This is a genomic window from Pseudomonas mandelii, from assembly GCF_002251635.1.
Classification (GTDB): Bacteria; Pseudomonadota; Gammaproteobacteria; order Pseudomonadales; family Pseudomonadaceae; genus Aquipseudomonas; species Aquipseudomonas mandelii_B.
On the sequence record NZ_NMOJ01000186.1, the window covers coordinates 57246 to 81262 of the forward strand.

Below are 24017 nucleotides of genomic sequence, written 5' to 3' on the forward strand. Positions count from 1 at the left end.
GCGTGCCATCAGTATTCCGGTAACGGACACACCAACGTTTGCCGGTTATTCGCACATCCTTGCCTATTCTTCTCAGTTGGCTTGCTATGCCCAGGGATATAGCTCACGGTGAGAGGCATGGAAAAACCAATGGCAGAACTGCGCAGCATCGTGATGCGCGCACAAGACAAGTGGACCGAAACCGGATTGCCCCGTGTGGCCATGGTCCGGGCCGAGGCCTGTGCGGATCAGGTCTATCAGCCGATGCTGCATCTGGTGCTTCAGGGCACCAAGACTCTGTCGATAGGGGAAGAAGTTTCCAGGTATCCGGCAGGCAGCTATTTTTTGGTGCCTGTCGATGTACCCGCTACGGGCCAGATTCAGCCCGGCGCAGCGGATCAACCCTATCTCGCGGTCAGCCTGACCCTGGAGCCCGATGTGATCGCTATGCTGCTGATGGATGAGGGCAAGACGCCAAGGGCGCCGCAAAATTCGTGTTTCGAGGGTGTGCTCGCGCCGGCTGAAATGATTGATGCCTGGTTACGTATGATGCGGCTCATGGATCGCCCGCATGAGGCTGTGGTACTGGCGCCGATGATCGAGCGCGAGATTTTGTTCCGTGCATTGCAGGGGCCACTGGGCGGTATTCTTCGTGACGTTGCGCGACCGGATGGCCGGATGACACAAATCCGCCGTGTCACCCAGTGGATTCGTGAGCACTACACCGAGCCTTTTCGCGTCGAGCCGCTCGCGCTCATGTCTGACATGAGCGTGGCCGCCTTCTACCGGCACTTCAAATCGGTGACGGCCATGACACCGATCCAATATCAGAAGCGCCTGCGCTTGCTTAGGGCTCGCTGGTTGCTGCTGTTCGATACGCTGGATGCGACGTCCATTGCCTACACCGTAGGCTATGAAAGCGCGTCGCAATTCAATCGAGAGTACGCTCGGTTATTTGGCCTGCCACCTGCGCGGGATGCGGCAAGATTCAGGTCGCCCGCCCCCGCCAGTGAGCTGACAGCCGCCTCTTGAGCGACCGCCTCCATTCTTACAGGTCGCTGATCACCGTCCCCGCAATGCTCTCGGCAAATCCACCACCGAAGACCTGTGCTGGGGTTGCAAATCCAGGCCGTCGCTCACCTTCCAATACGCGACGGGCTGCTTCGACGGCCGCCAGCGGCGTATAGGAATAACCATTCACGGTTTCGATCACAGACCGTGCGATTGCACCATCGGCGCCAGTGACCTCAACCACCGCACGCGCCCGATGAGCATCCCTCTCCTCTGACGTTGGACCATCAGGCAGTTGGGATAGATCACCTTCTGGAAACGCATCGCCCGCGATATGCACGAACATCGCAATATTAGGAATGCCGGTCGAATGCCAGCCGGTTACCAGATCACCGAAAGACAGCGGCACGCAGAGAACCGGACCGTCACCGAAATCGAAGTGACGCGGTTGCGCATCCGGCGCAGGAACGAGTACGCCGTCGACCCGCACCATCAATCCCGCACCGATGATCTCGCCAACGCTATTGGCCGATCCGCGGGACATGGAGCCTGCGACCTGCAGCGCGATCCGTAGCGACTGCGGCTGTTCGACGCGACGGGCAACGTGCAGGGCGAGGCAGTCCGTGGGGACAACGTCCCAGCCGACGCCAGGCAACAGCATCACACCGGCGTCCTCGCCCAACCGCTCCGCCAGCCGGTAAACGTTGATTTCGGCAGTGATGTCGAGATAGTCGACCCCGGCCTCGAGGCAGGCCCGCATCAACGGTTCTGCCGTCAGCACAAACGGGCCGGCGCAGTTCAACAGGACGGTGACGCCGCTCAGCGCTTGCGCCGTTTGAACGTCGGGCGTGAAGGTGCGATAGGGCACGTTCAGTTGCCGGGCAAGCGCGGCAAGGCGCTGGTGATTGCGCCCGGCGATTTCGAATGTCAGGCCGAGCGCTTTCGCCCGCCCTGCTGCCATACGACCGGTATAGCCTGTGGCTCCGTAGATCAGAAGTGTGCTCATTGGACGTGCTGCCATTTTTTGTAGACGAATTCGAGGCTGTACCCATCCGGGTCCAGCACATTTGCAGCGTAGTAATCGGGGTCGTAGTGCAAGCGTGCGCCAGGCGAGCCGTTGTCGACCGCACCCTGATTCATGGCAGCGGCATAGGCGGCGTCAACTTCAGCCTTGCTGTTTGCGACAAAGCCAACATGTACCGCGCGCCCTTCGACAACTCCCTCACGCAACCAGAAGAACATCCGGCCGTTGGCGCCGAAGCCTTTTAGGTCAGGATGACCCGGCGGGCCGTCCTTGCCGTCGTAGTCCAGGCGCGCGGTGATACCCAACGGGGTCAGGGCAGTTTCGTAGAAACGGATGGACCGGGCGATATCGCTCACGGACAAAAAAATATGATCCAGCATGGCAAAATCCTCACGTATTCAGATGTTGTAGCCGCCGGAAACTTCGAGGGTCTGGGCATTGATCCAAGCGCCCTCCTCGGACAGCAACATGGCGATGACGCGCGCGACGTCTTCCGGCTCGCCGACCCGGCCGAGTGCCGTTTGCGCCGCCAGAATCGCCTCGAACTCATCGTTCAGTCCGCCACCCAATTCGGTACGGATGGCGCCGGGTGATACGGCGTTGGCCCGTATGCGCCGCTCGCCGAACTCTTTGGCCATGTAACGGGTGAGCACTTCGAGCCCGCCCTTAAACGCAGCATAGGGCGCCACACCAGCGGTGGCGACGCGGGTGGTGGCACTGGTCAGATTGACGATACTGGCGTTTTCCGCGAACAGCGGCAGTAGTGTCTGGGTGAGGAAAAACGGACCTTTGAGGTGCACGTTGAACAGGCCATCGAACTGCGCTTCGGTGACAGTTGCCAAGGGATTGAACAGGCCGTAGCCGGCGTTGTTGACCAGGCCACTCAGCGTGGTGGCATCCCAGGTGTCCCGTAAGGTCAGTACCACTGACTGCCGAAACGCCTCGAAGCTGCCAACATCAGACACGTCGAGCTTGAGAGCGACAGCCTTGCCACCGACTCGCTCGATGCGTTCCACGACCGTAGCGGCAGCCTGGGGATTAGTGTTGTAGGTCAGGATGACCCCCATACCACGCTGAGCAATGTGCTCGGCGGCACTGGCACCGATTCCACGGCTGCCACCGGTAATGACGATGACGCTCATCTGATGTTCCTCTGTGGTTCATATGTGCCCCCACAGTACTTACCATGGTCGCCAGGGTCGTACCTGTTTCTACTTGAAACCTGCCTGTTTCTGCTTTTCGCTTGCACGGCGGCGGGTTCTGCCGGCAGCATGCCCAGCATGAACAATCAACTGAATGAACTCAGGTCGCTCGCGGCCAAGGCTGAAAATCGCCGTACCGAAACGGGCATTCCCCGTGTGGCCATGGTTCAGGGAAAAATCCCCGAGCACATGCTGGCGGCGGTCTACGACCCAATGATCAATGTGATCCTGCAAGGCAGTAAGAGCATGACCGTGGGGGATCGGACGCTTCGGTATGACCCTGCGACCTATTTCGTCATGTCCATTGATTTGCCAGCGGTGGGATCTGTGCATCCGAGCGTCTCGGGAGAACCTTACTTGGCAGTCAGTCTGACGCTAGATCCGACAGTGTTGTCGACGCTATTTGCCGACCTGCCCAAACCTGTCGGCCGCGTCGAGCACAATCTTGGGTTTTCAGTCGCACCAGTCACAACCGACCTGATGGATGCCTGGGTGCGAATGCTGCGATTGATGGGCGACCCGGACGCCATCGCAGCCCTGGCCCCGGTGTACGAGCGAGAAATTATCTTCCGTGTACTCCAGGGCCCCCATGGCTGGATGTTGCGGGAGATCGCAGCGCCGGATACTGCGATGGCCCGAGTCAACATGGCAATCCAGTGGATCCGCCGTGACTTCGCGGAGCCAATTGGGGTGGAACGCTTGGCGGAACGAGCATCAATGAGCGTCTCGGCGTTTCACCGCCACTTCAAGGCAGTCACCAATCTGAGCCCTTTGCAGTATCAGAAACGGGTTCGCCTGCTCCAGGCCAGAACGCTGATGGTGGCCAATGCCAAGAGCGTCATGGCTGCTGCCTTCGAGGTCGGCTATGAAAGCGCGACGCAATTCAGTAGGGATTATGCACGGGTGTTTGGGCTTCCTCCTGCACAAGATGCCGGGAGGATCCTCGGGGATACGCGAGCCATCAGACCCTAATCAGTAGGCGGATTAGGTAAGCGGCTGGAATAGGTCTATGACCGGCACCTATCGGTCCAGAGTGTAAAAACGCGCTGATGCACTGTCGGCTCGCAGCGCCGACGGTTGTTAGCTGAGTAATTCTGTTATGAGGTCGATTACTAGAATTGGTTACTCGGGACGCTTGGAAAAATTCGTTTCCCCGCTCTAGACCTGAACTCACCCGGCGTGCTTCCACTCCAGCGTGAAAACGCTCGAACAAATGCTGGCGGTTCGCTGAAGAACAGTTTGAAGCTAATGGTTTTGATTGAGTCTTCAGAGTGATGCAGCAGGTAGATCGCCCGCTCGAACCGTATCTTGTCCACCAGTTCGGAATACTGGACGCCTTCGTCACTGAGGTGCCGCCGCAGACTTCGCTCCGAGCAGTTGAGCTTCTTAGCCATGTCGGCAGCGTTTGGATAGAAGTCGATGCACGCCAGGATGCTGTTCACTCGGCTTTGCCAGGACAAAGACGTACGCTGAGCCTGGGCTTCGCGGCATAGCCGCAGATAAACGTGATACGAGTGCGGATTTCGCCGCGCATTGCGCTGCTCAGCCAGCTCATTGTCGTAGGTCACATAGGTGTAGTCATGACCGAAAGTCACGGGGCACTCGAACTCGACCGGATAACGCTCGGCATCCACCGGCTCGGGATAGCCGAATGCCACTGCGCGCACATAACCATCCGCACCCACGCCGAAAATGTCACGTAGCAGTTGGCGCGTGCCAAGGATGTCGCGGTCGATAAGAAACCGGTACAACGCGGGCAATCCGCCGACCTGACGGTATCGGATTATCGTCTGACCCGCAGAGAGCGTTCCGATCAGTTCGGGCGCAATCCAGGGATTGGACAGCGGAGAGAAACGCCGCGACAAGTAACCGGCATGGCCAAGATTGATCGTGTTTGCCAGCAGTCCACCCAGCACCCCCACGCTATTCACATTGATCAGTCGACCGAGGTCTAGCCCGGCGGCTGTCCCTCGATAAAGACGCAGAATGTTCTCGTAAATCGTCTGTTCCTGGCGGCTGTTAGGGACTGATTCAGGTAGCGCGAAACTGTCGACACTCAGGCCGCTACCAGCCAACACCTCATGCAACGAATACCCCCAGACCTCCATTTGCTCAATGCAGAAGCACATCGGTGCCTGGCTGGCGCAAGGAAACATGGAAAGGCTCATAGCGATTTACGCCTCGCAAAAAGGCTATTTAACCTATTTTTGGCCGTAATTATCAATCACCTGACACGTTCGAACATCGCATCGAAGGGAGCGGCTTGGCTTAATACGTTTGGAGAAAAACAATAATGAGGTAGCTGTCATGAGCAAATCGGTCTTCATCACTGGCGCATCCTCTGGCTTGGGGCGTCAGGTGGCGAGCGAGTTCGCCAGTCGTGGCTATGACCTGGCGTTAGCTGCCCGTCAAATCGACGTCTTGCACACCATCAAGTCCGAGCTGGAGGAACGCCACGGCGTGCTGGTTCTGGTCTATCCACTGGATGTCAGTGATGCCGAACAGGTGCGCGACACGCTGAATACCGCCAGCGCCGAACTGGGCAAGCTCGATATCGTTGTGGCCAACGCAGGGTTGGGTAGCGACGGACGCATAGGGCGCATCAATTTCGCCAATTCCCGTCAAATGTTCGAAGTCAATGTAATCGGCGCCTGCGCGACCATCGACGCTGCAATCACCTTGTTCAAGAGCCAGGGGCATGGGCAGATCGTGGCGATGAGTTCGATCGCCAGCTGGCGCGGCCTGCCCGGCAGCGGCGCCTACAGCGCAAGCAAGGCCGCAGTCAGCGTGTACATGGAGGCGCTGCGTGCCGAATCGCAGGGTAAGAACCTGACCGTTACGGTCATCTATCCGGGCTACATCGATACGCCGATGAACAATAAGCTCAAGAGCCGTCCCTTCCTGCTGCCGCTGGAGGAAGGTGGCAAACGGATTGCCGATGCCATTTTACAACGCCGCAAGCGCGCAGTAATTCCCGGCTACCCCTGGCTGTTGCTGCGACCCGTGCTGCAACTGCTACCGACCGCGCTGATCAGCAAACTCTTCTGAGCAAACGACCATGACCACCAATATCTGCCAGATCGCGCTGAGCGTGCGTGACACCACCGCGTCCCTGCGTTTCTACCAGAAACTGTTCGGCCTTAAGCATGTCTTCGGCACTCTGTCTTTTCGCGGCAAGCAGGCCGAGCGGATCCAGGGCCTTGCCGGAGTGGCGTCGCGAGTCAGTTGGTTGATCGACGACCGGGAGTTCTTTCAGTTGGAACTGTTCGAATTCGAGTCGCCGGTCTCGGCCCCCCTCTCCCCCGAGGACGACGAGCGCGTCGGTTATCGGCGCATTCTTGCGAGGGTTGATTCGCTTGAACGTTTCGAAGCTCTCGCCCAGTCTCTTGGCCTATCTATGGAAACCCGCCGGTCTGCCAATCGCCGTTTCATCCGGGATCCGGACGGAATTCTCATCGAGCTGATCGAAGACAGCTCACTGCAAGGATCGCCCTATCCATGCAAGCTGACAGGCTTGGGTCTTGTTGTCGCAGATTGCGCGACCAGCGTGGCGACCTTTGTCGACGGGTTGGCTTTTGAGCGTAGCTACCGCACCGTTGAGCAGAGCAACTATACCGTCACCAACGCCTGCCTGATTAAAGGCGACATGTGGCTGGACATTCATCAGCCGGCGAACCCCAAACCCTGGCCACCCCGCTACCGATTGAACGACATCGGCATTATGAACCTGGCTATCGGCTTCGACAGCCAGGACGGGTTCGCCGCACAGTTCGATCGGGCGCGCAAGGCTGGATTCGTGCCCAACTGCAACCCGGTGGGTCAGGTAGGGCTGGTGCAGTGCGTCTACGTCAATGACCCGAACGGCTTTTCGGTGGAGATGCTGTACTGCTCGCCGCGACTGTACGCATTAGTGGGCTTCAGCAAACCGAACTGGAAGGCCAAGCTGTTCAACCGGCAGCGCGAGAAGCAGGCCTATAAGGCACTGGGCACGCGACGCGACAGTCTCTTCTCGCGGCAGATCAAGACCGAAATCGAGATTGATGCGCCGCCCAGTGCGGTGTGGAACTGCCTCGTCGACTTCGAGCGCTACGCGCAGTGGAACCCCATGCTGGAGATCCAGCGGATCGACCACCGCCCGGGTGGGCAGGTGCACTTCGCGGTCAAGCTGGGCATGGAACGCAAGGCGTCCTTCCAGGCACGCATCAGCAGCGACGAAGCGCCAAACCGCTTCGCCTGGCGTGGTGGCAACCCTTTCACGGTGGCCGGCGAACATTTCTTTCAGCTTGTGGAAAACGCCGATGGGTCCACCCGTTTCATCCATGGAGAGCGTTTTTCCGGCCTCTTGCTGCCGGCACTATGGCAGCGCCTGAGCCAATCGAAACGACTCTATCAACGTATGAACGAGGCGCTGAAACAGCGTGTCGATACAGCCCATCAGGAGGCAACAGATGAAAGACTTGAACGGTAAGGTCAGCGTGATCACCGGAGCTGGCGGAGGCCTGGGCCGCGAGCTGGCGATGGCTTGCGCGCGACGTGGAATGAGGCTGGTACTGGCCGATGTCGAAGCCGGAAACCTGGAGGCCACCTGCTCGCAGATCCAGCAGGAACTCCCTGACACCGAGATCACCACCCTACTGGTAGACGTGTCTAAATTCGAGCAAGTCGCCGCGCTGGCGCAACTGGCGATACAACGTTTTGAAGGCGTCCATCTACTGTTCAATAACGCCGGCGTGGGCGTCACTGCGCCCGTCTGGGAAAACACGGTTTCCGATTGGCATTGGGTAACCAACGTCAATCTTTATGGCGTCGCCTGGGGCGTGAAAGCCTTCACACCGATCATGCTCGAGCAGGACGAGGGACACATCGTCAATATCGCCTCGGCGGCTGGCTGGATGTACTCGGCTGGCAGTGGCATTTACAACGCCACTAAAGCGGCGGTGGTGGCGCTCTCGGAGAGCTTGGTCAATGACCTTAAAATGGTCAACAGCGCGGTCGGTGTCAGCGTGCTCTCACCCGCCTTTTTCCCGACTGGCATCATCGAAGCTGAGCGCAATCGCCCGGCCGAATTCGCCGACGCTGCCGCCGACAGCGAGATGAAGCGGCAGTACGAGGAGCGTGTGAGACGAGCCGTGGAAACCGGCAAGATTTCTGCACGCGAAATCGCCGAAATCACCCTTAAGGGCGTGGAGGAAAATCGCTTCTACATCTTTCCCCATGCTTGGGTGCAGGGCGCGATAGCCCAACGCAGCAAGCAGGCGCAGGAAGGCATGACAGCTTATAACCCCCAGTCTTAACCCGATGAGCGCTAGCCCTGCCAATGATTGTTGATTTTTTCAGGAGAACCAGATTCCGCGGTTCTCTATCAGTCAATCAAACAGGCGCTCGAGAAAGTTGCGCTACAGGTATTTTGGTCGATCAACCAACCTGGAAGCCGGGCTTTAGGTTCGCGCCTCATCAAGCGTAGTGGAATGACAGGTTGCAGTCCAAATGCGATCGCTCGTGATCGGCTGCTGACGGCCACGAGTTATCGCTCGACGAATGACCGTATATGGACTTCTCCTCATTGCAAGCCCCTTTGCTTTGGCGCTCGTGCCGACTGCCGCAAGCTCTATCTTGCTGGTACTCGCGGCAGTGATGGCCTTTTTCACATCGGCTGATGTCATGCTGTTATCTGCGGTTCCGATACTGACTTCGCTTTTGCCATCACGAGCTTGTGACAGCCTGAAGCGTCCTAAATTTCCAAGGTGCTCGATGACAGCTTCTGGCCGTTCTCTTCCGGTCATGTCTCCACAAGTCTTGCTGGTCAAATACGGTGCACATGACTGGTCAGGTCGAAAGCAAATGGGGGGCAACCTCGTGCAATTACCCAACTGTGATCTGAATATGGCCGAGAGCAAAATCCTCATGCTCTGAGGAATCCATTCAAAGCATCTGGTCAAGTCCCATGCAAACAGCTGGTCAGGTCCAATGCAANNNGCGGTCTCGGCCTGACGTGCCTTCGCCATATCCTCTGAGGCTTGCTGACGGATTTCATTCAGGCGGGTGCTGACACTCTGCCGCTTTTCGTTGAGCTCGTGCTCGTCGGCTTTCCACGTCGCCATGGCGTCGCGGTAGCCCGCCATCAGGGTTTCGTGATTGGCGATGTTTTCGCGTCGAACAATTTTTTGACTCAGCCGATCAATTTCAAAGTCCAGTGAATCACATTTTCTTTTCCGGTCGGCGTACTGATCCTGCACGTCCCGCTCCCGGCCTCGCGGGATAGACTCGGGGGTGGCTAGAGCGGTCTCATAGTGCAAGAGTTCGACTCGCAGGCGTTCCACTTCGGAGGTCAGTTGTTCACGGCGGTCTTTCAGTTTTTGGATGTCGTTCATTGTTTCGTCTCTGTGTAATTCGATTGGGTTGGGTTGAGCGGCTGGCGAGGCCGGGAATGAGCCGGCGCTACCTCGATCAGTAGGGAGGCCGTCAGGCAGCCCGAGCCTCGCTCTCATCCGTTCCCGGAATCGTCTTCACGATGTAGCAGCGTTGCGGGCCTAAACCGGGCAACCGGACCAAACTCGATGCCTTGCCATCGCTACCAGGTTCCAGCACACCCCGGTGCAGCAGCTCCTTGTTCACGGCGTTGATGTTCATGCCCCGAAATATCTCGGATCGCCATGCCTCGGGTAGCACGTAGTAGGTGTGGGTGGTGTGCATGGTGTCGCCCATGCCGTGCTCCAGCGTTTTGCGAAAGCCAAGGCGGTCGATGGTGCGGGGCCCGTGCTCATCGATCTTCGCGGCGGCGGTCTCCCAGCGCGTAAAGCGGCTTTCGCCAAAGCGCTCGATGATCTGGCGCAGGCGGGCCAAGATCGCATCACCTTCAAGGTTTCCGGCGCCGCCACGCTCATTCAGCCACGCGCTCAGGCACACACGTGCCGCTGTGGTCGCGGTGCCGTCGGGCCAGCCGGTAATGCCGAGCGCGGTCGCCAGCTCTCCGGCTGCGGCGGCCAGCCCAAAGCGTGCGGCGGCTCGGTGTGCCTGCCCACTGGCCGAAGCGGGGAGCGCTTTGGCAACGAAGCCTTCCAGAGTCCGGCGGAGGATGGTTGACCATCCGTGCATCTTGCCGGGCTCGCAAAGAGCCGCCAGGAACGCGGTGAGTGGTGTGCCGTAGTATTTGGCTACCCGAGCCTTGAGCGCGTCTGAGAGGGCCGCTGCGTCATCGAAACCACTCAACACATCGAACATGCCGAGGCCTTTGCTAGCGTCCGCGGGCACGGCCAGCATGCGCACTTCCATACCGGCTTTCAGCTCCTTGTTGGCCTCGGCCATGTGCTGCGCCAACGTCTTCTCGCCCGTCGAGAGAAACAGCAAGCGCCACTCCTGTACTTGTCGGCCTGCTTGTCCTCGATCATTGGCGCGAGCCTTACCGGTGCCATTGCCAAGCATGTACACCGTTTCGCCGATGATGCGCGGGTCGCACATGCCGATTTCATCCAGCACCAGGAGCCCGTCCGAATGCGCGGCAGCGATGGATTCCAGGGCGTTGTCTGTCGAGCGCCAGGAACGCACTACACGTGGCCCGCCATAGATCGAGGCGGCCACTTGCAGGTGCGTGGTCTTGCCACCGGAGCTGTCGCCGTAGAGGTGAAACCCGCCCGATTCGTGACCGAGCATATTCAACAGCGGCCCCGCAAAGGCCACGCTGACGACGAACGCCAAACGATGGTTGCCGACGCACAATGCGCCGATTTGGTCTTGCCATTGCTCCAGCGTGCCGGACTCACTGATCGGTGGGAGTTGTGCCCCAGCCTCATAGAAATGCAGGTGTTCGTCATGCGAACCGATCTGCCGTTCGGGCAATAGGAAGGCATTCCCGTGCCAGCCGAGACGGGTGACCAGACGAGCCCGCTGCGCGCTGTCAAAGCCCTGTAAATAGCTTTGTAGGTCGTTGCGTGCGTTACGTCCTGAACGGCTGCCTGCCAGCCGCAGCCCCATATCCACGAGAGGGCCGAGTACATCCTTGCCAAAGTCGCCGGTCATGGTGCGGGCCGGAATATTCCAGCGTTTTTTCTGGCCGTCCGGGTCGTCGAACTCGACCAGCAAGCCCCAGTTATGCCCCTTGTCGTCACGGGTGCGAGCGAGGATCTCCAGAGGCGAGCACACAGGCCGCGCTTCGCCATCGTCGCCGGAATAAAACACGCCTTCAGGCGTCAGGCGAAAACCACCGGGCAGCAGGTCATTTTTTGATTTGGCGGGGCGCTTGGTTTTTGGTGGTGCCTTTGTTTCGATTTCTCCGGCCGGAGCGGGGGCGGGTGCCGAGCCAAACAGCTCGCCAGTGCGCTCCAGCTCGGCGAGGTGGGCCGATGTCCAGCCCTTGGCGAGTGCGTCGGCTGCATCGTCGCCATCGTCCCATTGACCACCTTTGGCAAAGGTCGATTTGCCATTCTTCAGTGTGGGCTTGCGTTTGAAGACGTCCAGGGCGATTGCTTGCACTGAGGCGGCGCCGATTTCACGCAGCTTTTCCGCGACGGCCTCCATGCAGCTCTGACCGCTGGAGTCATTGTCCGGCCACAACAAGATCGACCGCCCTTTGAGCGGTGTCAGGTCGGCCTTGTGCCAAGAGCTGGAGCCGTTCGGCCAGCAAGTCGCCACGTAGCTCGACATCAGCTCGGCAGCGGCATCGGCGGCTTTCTCGCCTTCGCACAGTACGACCGGCGCATCGAGCCGTTGCGACAGTTCGTCCAGGTGCAGAAGAGGGCGCGGATCGGGCAAACCTTGCCAGCGCCATTGAGTGGTTTGGCCGTCGGCGCGTTGGCACCAGGTCAACGGTGCAAAGACTTTCCTTGGCTTACCGTCTTCGTCCGGCCCCAGGTCGAACCGATAAAGCGCCATGAGGGGGTGCCCTTGGGCATCGCGATAGATCCACACCTTGGAGGGCGCGCCGTGTTGCCGGTGCTTGGCGGGGCACTTGTTCATGGCCTCGACCGGGATCGGCTGGATGGCGATCCATTCCGGCGCTTTGCTTTTGCTCGGTGTTGGCTTGGACTGTGCAGCGCCTGCCGATACGTGCAGCAGATCCGCCAGCTTGTTGCAGGCTTCGACGTCTGTGCCGCCGTCGAGGTAGCGCACCAGATCGATTAGGTCGCCGCCTTTGTCACCGGTAGCAAAATCCGCCCAAGTGCCCTTGCTCAGATTGACCTTGAGCGATCCGGCACGTTTGTCCGTGCGGGTCGGATTGGGGGCGGTGTATTCCTTGCCGCCATCGACCCGTTTGCCGTTGGGTAGCCAGTGTGCAAGTACGCGATCAATGTCCTTGAGTGCGGCGCTTTTCACGTCGGCAAAGCTGGGGCGTTTTGTGGGTTTGTTCGTGCGCTGGGTCATGTATCGGCCCCCGGCATAAACATGGCATCGTTCACGTCATCGATCAGGGCTTTTGCCATTTCGCCGAGGTAGAGCGCGCACCAGCTGTAGCGTTCGCCCTTATCGCTCATGGCGGCATCAAGGGAGAGTTGATTGGCGTAATGCTGGAGGAGCGAAACCGTTTCGAGCGCGTCCTCAATAGGAATGCCCGCATTCACCCGAAACACGCCCCGGCCGGAGGTTTTATTGAAAAACGACGCTCGGCCTAGTGTGGTGTGAGCGCTCATACGGCACCGCCTTTCTGATCCATCGGAACAGACGTGGTGTCACCGTGCAGGGTGAGAGTTTTGATCAATCCCAGGGTGCCCCGGACATCCCAAATAACTGCGGCGAGGACGTGATTGGCTAGGCGTGGTCTGTCGCTTTCGCTTTCGAAATGGTCCTCAAGCAACATCAGTACGGACTCTGCGCGGTTGATAGCGCAGGTGATTGCATCAACCGGGACACCCTTTTCGATGTCTTTGCTGACGCAGAGCAGGTCTTCGGGCAAGGCGAAGCTGAGGGAGGAATTCATTGGGCACCGCCTGCGGCTTCGAGAGCGCGAGCTTTGACCATATGGGCGTTGTAACGGGCAAGGCGAGTAGCGAGGCTGGAGTTGGCGTGTAGAGCGGCGAGAGCCATTGCACGGTGTGCAGCGGCGCGAAATTTGGACGGATTGAGGGCGTGTTTCATCTAGCGGAACTCCTGTATGTGAGGAGCTGCCACGGATCGTCGCCAAACGATTTAGGGTGGCAGCTGTGCGCGGGTTGGCGAACCGGGCATACAGGACCCCGGCAGACCCGAAGGTCTCCCACGCACAGCCACCATAAAAGATGAATGCGGGCACAAAAAAAGCGCCTGCAATCGGTATGGGGGCGCCTGTGCGCCTGTATGTAGTCGGGTCGCCAAACCCGATCGCTGATTTTGCAGCGACGGCCAGAGAGTAACGTTCGTTTTTCGAAAGTGCAACTACGGGGGTGTCTTGCGGATTTTTTGGGTGTGGCATAAATTGTTCGGGCATGTAGATTTACCTCAACGCCTCCGGATCGCCCCCGGAGGCGTTTTCGTTTCAGGCATGAAAGTCGAAGCGTAGGGAAAGCAGGGGCAGGAAGCCGCCTTGGAGCATTGAGCGAGCATCTTCATAGGCTTCCGCTTGCTGGCCCTCGTCGACGATCACCGCCCCAGTCTTTTCGCAGTGGAGGGAGAGCGCGCACCAGGTGCCGTCTGCCCAACTGAGCACGCTGACCACACGGCCCTGTTTGTCCTGCTGGCTGCGGTAGCGCTCCAGGCGCTGCATGAGGCGGGGCGAAAAGCCGATCTGGCGAAGAATGGAAAACGGGTGCATCAGGGCTTTGTTGGCGATCTTGCGGCTCATGCGGCCACCTGATCACGGGCAGCGATGCGTGCTCGTGTCCATGCTTGAACTTCTGCCAAAACCCATGCAACCGGAGCGCTTCGGGCGTTGCTGTTGCTGAGTTTCACCGGCATTGGGAATCCACTGTCCGGTTGGCGCATGAGCTTGTAGATGGTTGGGCGTGCGAGCCCTACGATTGAAATGACCTCGGGCATTCGGATGAGAGTCGATGCCGGGTCATGAGAAACGATGGTTTTTAATGCGGTATTCATAGCGAGCCTAACCTGAGTGAAATGAGACAACAGGCCATACGCTACGTAGGGGAGGGGGAACGGACTGTGTCCGCTCCCCTTTTTTTATTTGAGTGGTCTAAGACCCAGGATGGTCAGGTGGTCCCTGATGGTTTTTTTGGTTCCATGAACATTCTGGTCGAAAAGCAGATTGGTTAGCTCTGCATCGCTCAGACTGCGCTTTTCAATCAAGCGGCCACTAATGATTTTTTCGGCTGCTGCCTTGATATTTGCGCGCCTATACATCGTGTCCGATTGTATTTTTGATTCAGGGTCTCGATTTCCCTTACCGGCCTCATGGCCCCGCTTTGATGCCTTTGCCGAGAAAGCCTCATCGAGCATTTGGTGCATCAGGCTGGATGCGTTGAAGCCAGTCTTGAATACGTCGATGTTCTCCGCTTGCCTGTACAGTACTGCCATCGATAGGGTCTGTTTGGCTTCACCCAACAATTCAGCGAACCGCTCTCGCGCTTTGATTTCGGTTCCACTGCGGCGGAATCGTTCTTTTTCGACCAAGGCTAGATACTGGCGGGGCGAGTCATTTCTCAACTGCTCTAGCAGTTCTGCATCGATGTCGTAGGTCGCAAGTTCAAGTTCGAACAACCAGTTTCCGAGTACCTCTACAGCTTCGGTGCCAAGCACGAGAGCAAAGGTCGCTGCCAGTTGCGAGTCTGTAGCTTGATGATTGAAGCCAGGGAGATGTCGAATGACATTTGGCAGTGAGGCTGCTCCCGCGATGCTGGCATGGTCATCGATGACGTCACGTAGCTCAAAGACCGTTGTCGTGACTGGCTCAGCACACAGCGCGTAGGAGCCATCCTCAAGCCAGAATGATGTGGCGTCGTTGATAAGATCGAATGCTTGTCGGAAGTGCTCGTTGAATTCGCGATAGAGGGCCAATTCACGAATGGCTCGTTCGACGTCGTCCATGTCCTGAATCAAACACTTTACGTCGATCCCTGCAATTTCCAGCTCCTCTATGCCAGTGCTCGGTTCAATGGGCATATTGGGCACCCCGTCGCCCCGGAGCTGGGGGGCAGTCGCAGCGATGCACATATGAAGACGCCACCGCCCGCAGTGCTGAAGGAGGCGGATTTTCGTTACACGACTTGGCGTCGTTACACTCGGTGTATCGTTGGCGTAGTCGCGGTGTAACTCGAAAAAAACATAATAAATTCAATTGGTTGATGTCGTTCGTTACACGTGTCACACGCGTTACACCGGTTTTAGAGGTGGGCTGGATATGCGTACTCATACAGCCTTTCCGAATTGGCCTTGCACGATATTGCCTGCCTCCAAAGCATCAAGGTGATCTGCATACCACTGCATCATCTTTACGCGCTGCTCAAGGTATTGGGCCTTGTTATACACCCCTGAGATACCTTCCTCTTTGTGAGCAAGCTGCGCTTCGACGTGCTCTTTCGGCCATCCATGTTCACGCAGTAATGTGCTCGCGGTGTGGCGAGTACCGTGCCCCACTAAGCGGCCTTTGTAGCCGATGGTGGCGAAGACTTTGTTGATTGTGTTCTCACTGATAGTCGGATTCTTGGCGCCGACGCCCGGAAAGAGCCAGCGACTACGACCTGTCAGGCATTGCAGCTCTTTCAGCGCGGCAACAGCCTGACTGGGAAGAGGGCATACAAAGTCCCTGCGCATTTTCATCTTGGCGGCAGGAGTGGTCCAAATGGCCTTCTCAAGGTCGAACTCCTTCCATTCTGCCAAGCGGACCATCCCCGGTCGTGATGCTGTCCATACGCATAGCCATGCCGCAGTGCGGGCTGTCAGCCTACTTGGGGTGTTCTTGAGAGCCTGTAAAAACTCACCCAATTCAGGCTCCAGCAGATGTGGATGTTGTTGGGTTTTAGGGGCTTTGGCTGCGATATCGCGAAGGCGGCTTCCTGGATCGTTTTCAGTCAGGCCTAAGCCGATGGCGCGCCCGAAGATCTGATTGATCCAGGTACGGCACTTTTCCGCGACGTTGTGCGCATCCCTCGCTTCGATTGATGCTTGGAGCTCTGCACAATCAGTACGTGTAATTTCGTCTAGGGGCTTGTCCCCCAGGGCAGGAAGTATGTCTTTTTCGAGATAGGTACGAATTTTGTTGAGGGTGGAGGGTGCGAGACCTTTTTCCTCCTTTGCCTTTAGCCAGTCATAAGCAGCCGCTCGAAAGGTTCGAGCTCTGGCCGCATCAATAGCAGCTTTCGCAAATCGTTTTTGCTCGAGGGGGTCAACACCGCTGCTCACTACTTTGCGTAGATCGGCAGCTTTCTCTCGTGCTGATGCACCACTAACTTCTGGATAACCCCCCAGCCCCATCCAAGCCCAATTGCCCGCCGGACGTTTGTAGCGGAGCTGCCAGGATTTACCGCCATCAGGCTTAACCCTGAAATAGAGGCCGTTTCCATCCAGTTCTCGATATTCCTTTGATTCCGGCTCCAGCCCCGCAAGCGTCGTGTCTGCAAGAGGGCGGCGCTTGATATCTGCGCGCTTCATCCTTGTATCCCAAAGTTAGGTATTTTTCTCAGGATACAAGCAGGGATACAGGCTTCCAGCGTCAATTCCATGGTCCCGGCTCCTCAACGTCTGCGTTCGCCCGTGCATACGCACTTTTCTACAGGCGAAAAAAAAGACCTTGAATTTCAAGGTCTTTCTTTAAGATGGTGCCCCGAGGGAGACTCGAACTCCCACTCCTTTCGAAAACGGATTTTGAATCCGCCGCGTCTACCAATTCCGCCATCAGGGCTCAATGGCGGCGAAGTATAGAGATGAGATTACCGTTGGTCAATCACGTTCATNGNNNATTTTCACTATTTCCGCTAGACTTCCCGGCCCTGCTAGACGAACCCCATCATGCGCGTTGCTGACTTTACTTTTGAGCTCCCTGATTCGCTGATCGCTCGCCACCCTTTGGCCGAGCGTCGCGCCAGTCGACTGCTGACCCTGGACGGGGTGAGCGGTGCCCTCGCACACCGTCAATTCACTGATTTGCTTGAGCATTTACGCCCAGGCGATTTGATGGTGTTTAACAATACCCGGGTGATTCCGGCACGGCTGTTTGGCCAGAAAGCGTCCGGCGGCAAGCTGGAAATTCTGGTGGAGCGGGTGTTGGACAGCCATCGCGTGCTGGCCCATGTGCGCTCCAGCAAGTCGCCGAAGCCGGGTTCGAAGATTCTCATCGACGGCGGTGGCGAGGCTGAAATGCTGGCGCGTCATGATGCGTTGTTTGAGCTGGGGTTCGCCGAAGAAGTGTTGCCGCTGTTGGAGCGTGTCGGCCATATGCCGTTGCCTCCTTATATAGACCGCCCCGACGAAGACGCGGACCGCGAGCGCTATCAGACGGTGTACTCGCAGCGCCCGGGTGCGGTGGCCGCGCCGACGGCCGGGCTGCATTTCGACCAGCCGTTGCTGGATGCGATTGCCGCCAAGGGCGTCGAGAGCGCTTATGTGACCTTGCACGTGGGCGCGGGCACGTTCCAGCCGGTGCGGGTCGAGAAGATCGAAGATCACCACATGCACAGCGAATGGCTGGAAGTCGGCCAAAGCGTCGTGGATGCCGTGGCGGCGTGCAAGGCGCGCGGCGGTCGTGTGGTGGCTGTGGGCACCACCAGCGTGCGTTCGCTGGAGAGTGCGGCGCGTGATGGCGTGCTCAAGCCGTTCAGTGGTGACACCGATATCTTTATCTTTCCGGGCCGGCCGTTCCATGTGGTCGACTGCCTGGTGACCAACTTCCATTTGCCGGAATCCACGCTGTTGATGCTGGTGTCGGCATTTGCCGGTTACCCGGAAACCATGGCCGCGTATCAAGCCGCCATGGAGNATGAATACCGCTTTTTCAGCTACGGTGATGCGATGTTTATCACCCGTAACCCCGCACCACGTGGCCCTGAGGACAAAGAATGAGTCGCCAAAGTCGTATGTCGTTTGAGTTGCTTGCTACTGACGGCAAGGCTCGTCGTGGTCGCCTGACCTTTCCACGCGGCACCGTCGAAACCCCGGCTTTCATGCCTGTGGGCACCTACGGCACCGTCAAGGGCATGCTGCCGCGTGACATCACCGCGACCGGCGCGGAAATCATTCTGGGCAACACCTTCCACCTGTGGCTGCGCCCGGGCACGGAAGTGATCAAGAAGCATGGCGACCTGCATGACTTCATGAAGTGGCAAGGCCCGATCCTCACCGACTCCGGTGGTTTCCAGGTGTTCAGCCTGGGCGCCATGCGCAAGATCAAGGAGGAGGGCGTGACCTTCGCCTCGCCGGTCGACGGTTCCAAGGTGTTCATGGGCCCGGAAGAGTCGATGCAGGTGCAGCGTGACCTGGGCTCCGACATCGTGATGATTTTTGACGAGTGCACGCCGTACCCGGCGGATGAAGACGTGGCGCGCATTTCCATGGAGCTGTCGCTGCGTTGGGCCCAGCGTTCGAAAGAAGCCCATGGCGACAACACGGCGGCGCTGTTCGGCATCGTTCAGGGCGGCATGCACCAGGATTTGCGCATGCGCTCGCTGGAAGGCCTCGACCAGATCGGCTTTGACGGCCTGGCCATCGGCGGCCTGTCGGTGGGCGAGCCCAAGCACGAGATGATCAAGGTGCTGGATTACCTGCCGGGCCTGATGCCGGCTGACAAACCTCGTTACCTTATGGGCGTTGGCAAACCGGAAGATCTCGTAGAGGGTGTGCGCCGCGGTGTGGACATGTTCGATTGCGTGATGCCAACCCGTAATGCCCGCAATGGGCATCTGTTCATCGATACAGGCGTGCTGAAGATCCGTAACGCGTTCCATCGCCATGATGATTCGCCGCTGGATCCCACCTGTGACTGCTATACCTGCCAGAACTTCTCCCGCGCTTATCTGCATCACCTGGACAAGTGCGGCGAAATGCTGGGGAGCATGCTCAATACCATCCATAACTTGCGTCACTACCAAGTCCTGATGGCTGGTTTGCGCGAGGCTATTCAACAGGGTACATTGGCCGCCTTCGTCGATGCCTTCTATGCCAAGCGCGGGCTCCCTGTGCCGCCCTTGGACTGAGTTTTCCGACCCTAAGATTCACTATTTGCAACTGGAGTGCTAAATGAGCTTTTTTATCTCTAATGCCATGGCTGACGCCGCTGCGCCTGCCGCTGCCGGCCCAATGGGCGGTGGTTTCGAGTGGATTTTCCTGGTCGGCTTCCTGGTCATCTTCTACCTGATGATCTGGCGTCCACAGGCCAAGCGCGCCAAAGAGCAGAAAAACCTGCTGGGCAGCCTGCAGAAAGGCGACGAAGTCGTGACCACTGGCGGCATCGCCGGCAAGATCACCAAGGTTTCCGATGCTTTCGTGATTCTGGAAGTCTCCGACACCGTCGAAATGAAGTTCCAGAAGGGCGCCATCGCCGCCACGTTGCCAAAAGGCACGCTCAAAGCGATCTGAGTAACAACTTTTACCAATCGACGGGGCGCGCAAGGCGCCCCGCGTTATAAGCGGGCGGCGTGATGCTGAACAAATACCCTCTGTGGAAATACGTACTGATCCTGGCGGTGCTGGCGATCGGTTTTATTTATTCCGCTCCCAATTTATATCCTGATGACCCGGCCATTCAGGTCAGCGGCGCAAGCACTTCGCTGCAAGTCAATCAGGCTGATCTGGATCGCGTGAGCACTGCGCTCAAGGAATCCGGGATCAACGTCAAGGCGACTTCGCTGACGGCGGGTGGCAAGGGCGGTCTGATTCGCCTGGTCAAGGCAGAAGACCAACTGCCGGCCAAAGACGTTGTGCGCAAGGCCATGGGTGATGACTACGTTGTCGCGCTGAACCTGGCACAGACCACGCCAAAATGGCTGCGCAGCATTGGCGCGCACCCGATGAAGCTGGGTCTGGACTTGTCCGGTGGTGTGCACTTCCTGCTGGAAGTCGACATGGACAAAGCCCTCGACGCACGCCTGAAAGTCTACGAAGGCGATGTGAAGAGCCTGCTGCGTAAAGAGAAACTGCGTTATCGCAGCCTGCCGCAGCTCAACGGTGCCATCCAGCTGGGCTTCTCTGACGAAGCTTCCCGCGAACAGGCCCGTGCGCTGATCCGCAAGAACTTCAATGATTTCGACATCGTACCGGCCGACCTCAATGGTCAACCTGTACTGCGTCTGGCGATGACCCCGGCCAAGCTGGCGGAAATCCGTGAATACTCCATCAAGCAGAACTTGACCACGGTACGTAACCGCGTCAACGAGCTGGGTGTGGCCGAGCCGATCGTTCAGCGTCAGGGCGCCAACCGCATCGTGGTTGAACTGCCGGGCGTGCAGGACACTGCTGAAGCCAAGCGTATCCTGGGTAAAACGGCCAACCTGGAATTCCGTCTGGCCGCTGAGCCGGGTGCTTCGCGCGCCACTGCCGAAGAGTTCGAGTTCCGTGAAGGTAACCGTCCTCCAGCGTTGATCGAGCGTGGCTTGATCATCACCGGTGACCAGGTGACTGACGCCAAGGCTGGCTTTGGCGAGCACGGCACGCCTGAAGTGAACATCCGTCTGGATGGTCATGGCGGCGAACTGATGAGCCGCGCCACGCGCAGCAACGTCGGCCGCAGCATGGCGGTAATCTTCATCGAGCAACGCCCGGTTACCACCTACACCAAGCAAATGGTCAACGGTGTCGAGAAAGACGTGCCGGTGCAGACCTTCAAGGAAGAGAAGAAGATCATCAGCCTGGCGACCATCCAGTCGCCGCTGGGTGCTCAATTCCGCATCACTGGCCTGAACGGCCAGGGCGAGTCGTCCGAACTGGCGCTGTTGCTGCGTGCCGGTGGCCTGGCGGCGCCGATGTACTTCGCTGAAGAACGCACCATTGGCCCGAGCCTGGGTGCCGACAACATCACCAAGGGTATCGACGCAGCCTTGTGGGGCATGCTGTTTGTGTCGCTGTTCATCATCGCCATCTACCGCTTCTTCGGCGTCATCGCCACCGTGGCCCTCGCGGGCAACATGGTCATGCTGCTGGCCCTGATGTCGCTGCTGGGCGCTACGCTGACCCTGCCGGGTATCGCCGGTATCGTGCTCACCATGGGCATGGCGGTAGACGCCAACGTACTGATCTTCTCGCGGATTCGTGAAGAGATCGCGGCGGGCATGACCGTACAGCGTGCAATCAACGAAGGCTTCGGCCGGGCATTTACCGCGATTCTCGACTCCAACTTGACCACCTTGCTGGTCGGCGGGATTCTCTTTGCCATGGGCACCGGCCCGGTCAAAGGTTTTGCGGTGACCATGTCCCTCGGTATCTTTACCTCGATGTTCACGGCCATCATGGTGACCCGCGCAATGGTCAACCTGATCTTTGGCGGGCGTGACTTCAAGAAGTTGTGGATTTAAGGGGCTGCCATGTTACGTACAATCAACTTCATGGGCGTTCGCAACGTTGCGTTCGGCTTCACCATGGTCCTCACCGTTCTGGCGTTGTTCAGCTTCGCGACCAAGGGCATGAACTGGGGCCTGGACTTCACCGGCGGTACGCTCATCGAGCTGACCTACGAGCGTCCGGCGGATGTCACCAAGGTGCGCGAGCAACTGGCTACTTCGGGTTATCACGAGGCAATCGTGCAGAGCTTCGGTGCGACCACCGACCTGCTGGTGCGTATGCCGGGCGAAGATCCACAACTGGGTCACCAGGTAGCCGAGGCCTTGCAGAAGGTCGGCGGCGACAACCCGGCGTCGGTCAAGCGCGTCGAGTTCGTGGGCCCGCAGGTCGGTGAAGAGCTGCGCGACCAGGGCGGCCTCGGCATGCTGATGGCGCTGGCCGGCATCATGATCTACCTGGCGTTCCGCTTTCAGTGGAAGTTCGCGGTCGGTGCCATCGTTTCGCTGATCCACGACGTGATCGTGACCATCGGTATCCTGTCGTTCTTCCAGATCACCTTCGACCTGACGGTATTGGCGGCGGTGCTGGCGATCATTGGTTACTCCCTCAATGACACCATCGTGGTATTCGACCGGGTTCGTGAGAACTTCCGCGTACTGCGCAAGGCGTCGCTGATCGAGAACATCAACGTTTCCACCACTCAGACCCTGCTGCGGACCATGGCGACGTCGATCTCCACCTTGCTGGCGATTGCTGCGCTGATGATCTTCGGTGGCGACAACCTGTGGGGCTTCTCCCTGGCGCTGTTCATCGGCGTTCTGGCGGGCACCTACTCGTCGATCTACATCGCCAACGTGGTGCTGATCTGGCTGAACCTCAACAGCGAGGATCTGATTCCTCCTGCGGCTGCTGACAAGGAAGTCGACGACCGTCCATAACGGCCATCGCTCCTCCAGCTGTCAGCCCAAAAAGGCGCGAGTTGAACTCGCGCCTTTTTTTATGCTCCAAGGCTGGGTATAGCGCGGACTCGGTCCGTTTGTGATGGTCAGGAGGTTCACGTGAACAAGTCGTTGCTGGTTGGTGCGGTATTGGGTGCTGTCGGTGTGACTGCCGGGGGTGCTGTTGCCACCTACAGCCTGGTAAAAAGCGGCCCTGAGTATGCGCAAGTGCTGGCGGTGCAGCCGGTGAAGACACAAATCAAGACGCCACGTGAAGTGTGCAAGGATGTAGCAGTGACCCGGCAAGCGCCGGTGAAAGATCAACACCAGATCGCCGGTACGGTGGTCGGTGCATTAGCCGGTGGTTTGCTGGGTAACCAGATCGGCGGCGGCACCGGCAAGAAGATTGCCACGGTCGCAGGCGCTGTTGGTGGTGGTTATGCGGGCAACAAGGTTCAGGAAGGCATGCAAGAGCGTGACACCTACACCACTACGCAGACTCGCTGTAACACAGTGAANGACATCAGCGACAAGGTCGTAGGCTACGACGTTCGTTATTCGCTGGATGGCAAGGAAGGCAAGGTGCGGATGGATCGTGATCCGGGCAACCAGATTCCGGTCGACAAGGAAGGCAAACTGGTCCTGTCGCAGAACGAACAGGCTCACTAAAAAAGCTGAAATTCAGATTCAGAAAGAAGCACCCGGAAGGGTGCTTTTTTTGTGCCTACAACTTCTGCATCCCCACAGATCCCCTTGTGGGAGCGGGCTTGCTCGCGAAGGCGGCTTCACATTCCACATTAATGGTGGCTGATACACCGCTTTCGCGAGCAAGCCCGCTCCCACATTGGATTTGTGGTGTTTTCGGGGGCAAACTCCAGGCATAAAAAAAGCACCCCTCGGGGTGCTTTTTTTGTGCTCGCTCGCTTAACGCTTCAGCGAAGCCGGCAGGTGCGGCTGGATCGCCGTCAATACTGCCTTGAAGCATTTGGTGTTACCGGCAACGACGTGGCCTTTCTCAAGGAAGTCGTGACCACCGGTGAAGTCGCTCACCAGGCCACCCGCTTCCTGGATCAGCAGGGCGCCTGCCGCCATGTCCCACTCGGACAGGCCCGACTCCCAGAACGCATCAAAACGACCGGCGGCAACATAAGCCAGGTCCAGGCTGGCAGCACCGGCGCGACGGATGCCGGCGGTTTGGCCAACCAGGGCGCGGAACATGCCCAGGTAGTTTTCCAGGTTGTCCATCTGGTCGTCACGGAACGGGAAGCCAGTGCCCAGCAGGGCGCCGTCCAGGCTGGTACGACCGCTTACACGCAGGCGACGACCGTTCAGCTGGGCGCCACGGCCACGGCTGGCGGTGAATTCTTCCTGGCGAACCGGGTCGAGCACGACAGCGTGTTCCAGGCGGCCACGGTATTTGCAGGCAATGCTCACGGCAAAGTGTGGGATGCCGCGCAGGAAGTTGGTGGTGCCATCCAGTGGNTCGATGATCCACAGGTATTCTTCGCCTTCAAT

At 58.5% G+C, this 24017-nt stretch carries 24 protein-coding genes and 1 tRNA gene; 11 read left to right on the top strand and 14 right to left on the bottom strand.

Features of this window, described 5'->3' with window-relative positions; all coding sequences use genetic code 11:
* Positions 1-129: 129 nt before the first annotated feature.
* The gene (locus B7L09_RS23195) at positions 130-1011 is read left to right on the top strand and encodes an AraC family transcriptional regulator (RefSeq protein WP_010457930.1); all 882 of its coding nucleotides are present in this window, start codon (positions 130-132) and stop codon (positions 1009-1011) included.
* A 16-nt stretch (positions 1012-1027) separates the two neighbouring features.
* On the opposite strand, the gene B7L09_RS23200 is transcribed toward B7L09_RS23195, so the two are convergent.
* From B7L09_RS23200 to B7L09_RS23210, 3 genes are read right to left on the bottom strand one after another with little or no spacing between them, the layout of a single operon-like run.
* Complete coding sequence (locus tag B7L09_RS23200) at positions 1028-1996, bottom strand: saccharopine dehydrogenase family protein (protein ID WP_094470789.1); 969 nt, start codon at positions 1994-1996, stop codon at positions 1028-1030.
* Positions 1993-2394, bottom strand: coding sequence for a VOC family protein (locus B7L09_RS23205; protein WP_010457926.1), 402 nt, complete (start codon positions 2392-2394; stop codon positions 1993-1995). Before B7L09_RS23205 ends, B7L09_RS23200 begins: the two co-directional genes overlap by 4 nt.
* Before the next feature lie 18 nt (positions 2395-2412).
* On the bottom strand, positions 2413-3156 hold the full coding sequence (locus B7L09_RS23210) for an SDR family NAD(P)-dependent oxidoreductase (RefSeq protein WP_010457925.1): 744 nt from the start codon (positions 3154-3156) through the stop codon (positions 2413-2415).
* Between the two features lie 138 nt (positions 3157-3294).
* On the opposite strand from B7L09_RS23210, the gene B7L09_RS23215 reads away from it, so the two are divergent.
* Positions 3295-4188 (top strand): AraC family transcriptional regulator, encoded by an 894-nt coding sequence (locus tag B7L09_RS23215; protein WP_010457923.1) that lies wholly within the window; start codon positions 3295-3297, stop codon positions 4186-4188.
* 140 nt (positions 4189-4328) lie between these two features.
* On the opposite strand, the gene B7L09_RS23220 is transcribed toward B7L09_RS23215, so the two are convergent.
* Entirely contained in the window at positions 4329-5384 is a 1056-nt protein-coding gene (locus tag B7L09_RS23220; protein WP_081853988.1) for an AraC family transcriptional regulator, read from the bottom strand.
* Positions 5385-5523: 139 nt separating this feature from the next.
* On the opposite strand from B7L09_RS23220, the gene B7L09_RS23225 reads away from it, so the two are divergent.
* The 3 genes from B7L09_RS23225 to B7L09_RS23235 are packed head-to-tail and all read left to right on the top strand — an operon-like array spanning position 5524 to position 8510.
* Positions 5524-6264, top strand: a complete 741-nt coding sequence (locus B7L09_RS23225; RefSeq protein ID WP_010457919.1) for an SDR family NAD(P)-dependent oxidoreductase — start codon at positions 5524-5526, stop codon at positions 6262-6264.
* A gap of 10 nt (positions 6265-6274) precedes the next feature.
* Positions 6275-7684 carry an SRPBCC family protein gene (locus tag B7L09_RS23230; protein WP_010457917.1) on the top strand — a complete coding sequence of 470 codons (1410 nt, stop codon included), beginning with the start codon at positions 6275-6277 and terminating at the stop codon, positions 7682-7684.
* The gene (locus tag B7L09_RS23235; protein WP_010457916.1) at positions 7665-8510 is read left to right on the top strand and encodes an SDR family NAD(P)-dependent oxidoreductase; all 846 of its coding nucleotides are present in this window, start codon (positions 7665-7667) and stop codon (positions 8508-8510) included. The genes B7L09_RS23230 and B7L09_RS23235 overlap by 20 nt, the downstream gene beginning before the upstream one ends.
* A gap of 1168 nt (positions 8511-9678) precedes the next feature.
* On the opposite strand, the gene B7L09_RS23245 is transcribed toward B7L09_RS23235, so the two are convergent.
* From B7L09_RS23245 to B7L09_RS23280, 9 genes are all read right to left on the bottom strand, one after another.
* Positions 9679-12573: a DUF927 domain-containing protein gene (locus tag B7L09_RS23245; protein WP_010457914.1), complete on the bottom strand. Its 2895-nt coding sequence runs from the start codon at positions 12571-12573 to the stop codon at positions 9679-9681.
* Complete coding sequence (locus B7L09_RS23250; RefSeq protein WP_010457913.1) at positions 12570-12839, bottom strand: DUF3077 domain-containing protein; 270 nt, start codon at positions 12837-12839, stop codon at positions 12570-12572. Before B7L09_RS23250 ends, B7L09_RS23245 begins: the two co-directional genes overlap by 4 nt.
* Complete coding sequence (locus B7L09_RS23255) at positions 12836-13126, bottom strand: hypothetical protein (protein ID WP_010457912.1); 291 nt, start codon at positions 13124-13126, stop codon at positions 12836-12838. Before B7L09_RS23255 ends, B7L09_RS23250 begins: the two co-directional genes overlap by 4 nt.
* On the bottom strand, positions 13123-13284 hold the full coding sequence (locus tag B7L09_RS32040; RefSeq protein ID WP_010457911.1) for a hypothetical protein: 162 nt from the start codon (positions 13282-13284) through the stop codon (positions 13123-13125). Before B7L09_RS32040 ends, B7L09_RS23255 begins: the two co-directional genes overlap by 4 nt.
* Positions 13285-13660: 376 nt before the next feature.
* Entirely contained in the window at positions 13661-13966 is a 306-nt protein-coding gene (locus B7L09_RS23260) for a hypothetical protein (RefSeq protein ID WP_010457909.1), read from the bottom strand.
* The gene (locus B7L09_RS23265; RefSeq protein WP_010457907.1) at positions 13963-14217 is read right to left on the bottom strand and encodes a helix-turn-helix transcriptional regulator; all 255 of its coding nucleotides are present in this window, start codon (positions 14215-14217) and stop codon (positions 13963-13965) included. Before B7L09_RS23265 ends, B7L09_RS23260 begins: the two co-directional genes overlap by 4 nt.
* An 84-nt stretch (positions 14218-14301) precedes the next feature.
* Positions 14302-15240: a hypothetical protein gene (locus tag B7L09_RS23270; RefSeq protein WP_042933021.1), complete on the bottom strand. Its 939-nt coding sequence runs from the start codon at positions 15238-15240 to the stop codon at positions 14302-14304.
* A gap of 246 nt (positions 15241-15486) precedes the next feature.
* Entirely contained in the window at positions 15487-16728 is a 1242-nt protein-coding gene (locus tag B7L09_RS23275) for a tyrosine-type recombinase/integrase (protein WP_010457903.1), read from the bottom strand.
* A 165-nt stretch (positions 16729-16893) separates the two neighbouring features.
* A tRNA-Leu gene (locus B7L09_RS23280) sits at positions 16894-16978 on the bottom strand.
* Positions 16979-17085: 107 nt separating this feature from the next.
* On the opposite strand from B7L09_RS23280, the gene queA reads away from it, so the two are divergent.
* The 6 genes from queA (at position 17086) to B7L09_RS23310 (ending at position 23171) form a co-directional block, all read left to right on the top strand.
* The gene (gene queA / locus B7L09_RS23285) at positions 17086-18135 is read left to right on the top strand and encodes a tRNA preQ1(34) S-adenosylmethionine ribosyltransferase-isomerase QueA (RefSeq protein ID WP_094470790.1); all 1050 of its coding nucleotides are present in this window, start codon (positions 17086-17088) and stop codon (positions 18133-18135) included.
* Between the two features lie 14 nt (positions 18136-18149).
* Complete coding sequence (gene tgt / locus B7L09_RS23290) at positions 18150-19265, top strand: tRNA guanosine(34) transglycosylase Tgt (RefSeq protein ID WP_176457755.1); 1116 nt, start codon at positions 18150-18152, stop codon at positions 19263-19265.
* Between the two features lie 43 nt (positions 19266-19308).
* Positions 19309-19647 (top strand): preprotein translocase subunit YajC, encoded by a 339-nt coding sequence (yajC, locus tag B7L09_RS23295; RefSeq protein WP_053135483.1) that lies wholly within the window; start codon positions 19309-19311, stop codon positions 19645-19647.
* A 62-nt stretch (positions 19648-19709) separates the two neighbouring features.
* Positions 19710-21578 (top strand): protein translocase subunit SecD, encoded by a 1869-nt coding sequence (secD, locus tag B7L09_RS23300; protein WP_094470792.1) that lies wholly within the window; start codon positions 19710-19712, stop codon positions 21576-21578.
* A gap of 9 nt (positions 21579-21587) precedes the next feature.
* Positions 21588-22502 (top strand): protein translocase subunit SecF, encoded by a 915-nt coding sequence (gene secF, locus B7L09_RS23305; RefSeq protein ID WP_094470793.1) that lies wholly within the window; start codon positions 21588-21590, stop codon positions 22500-22502.
* A 120-nt stretch (positions 22503-22622) separates the two neighbouring features.
* Complete coding sequence (locus tag B7L09_RS23310; protein WP_094470794.1) at positions 22623-23171, top strand: glycine zipper 2TM domain-containing protein; 549 nt, start codon at positions 22623-22625, stop codon at positions 23169-23171.
* A 255-nt stretch (positions 23172-23426) separates the two neighbouring features.
* On the opposite strand, the gene suhB is transcribed toward B7L09_RS23310, so the two are convergent.
* Positions 23427-24017: type III secretion system regulator SuhB (suhB, locus tag B7L09_RS23315; protein WP_094470795.1), on the bottom strand; the 591-nt coding region annotated here is incomplete at its 5' end.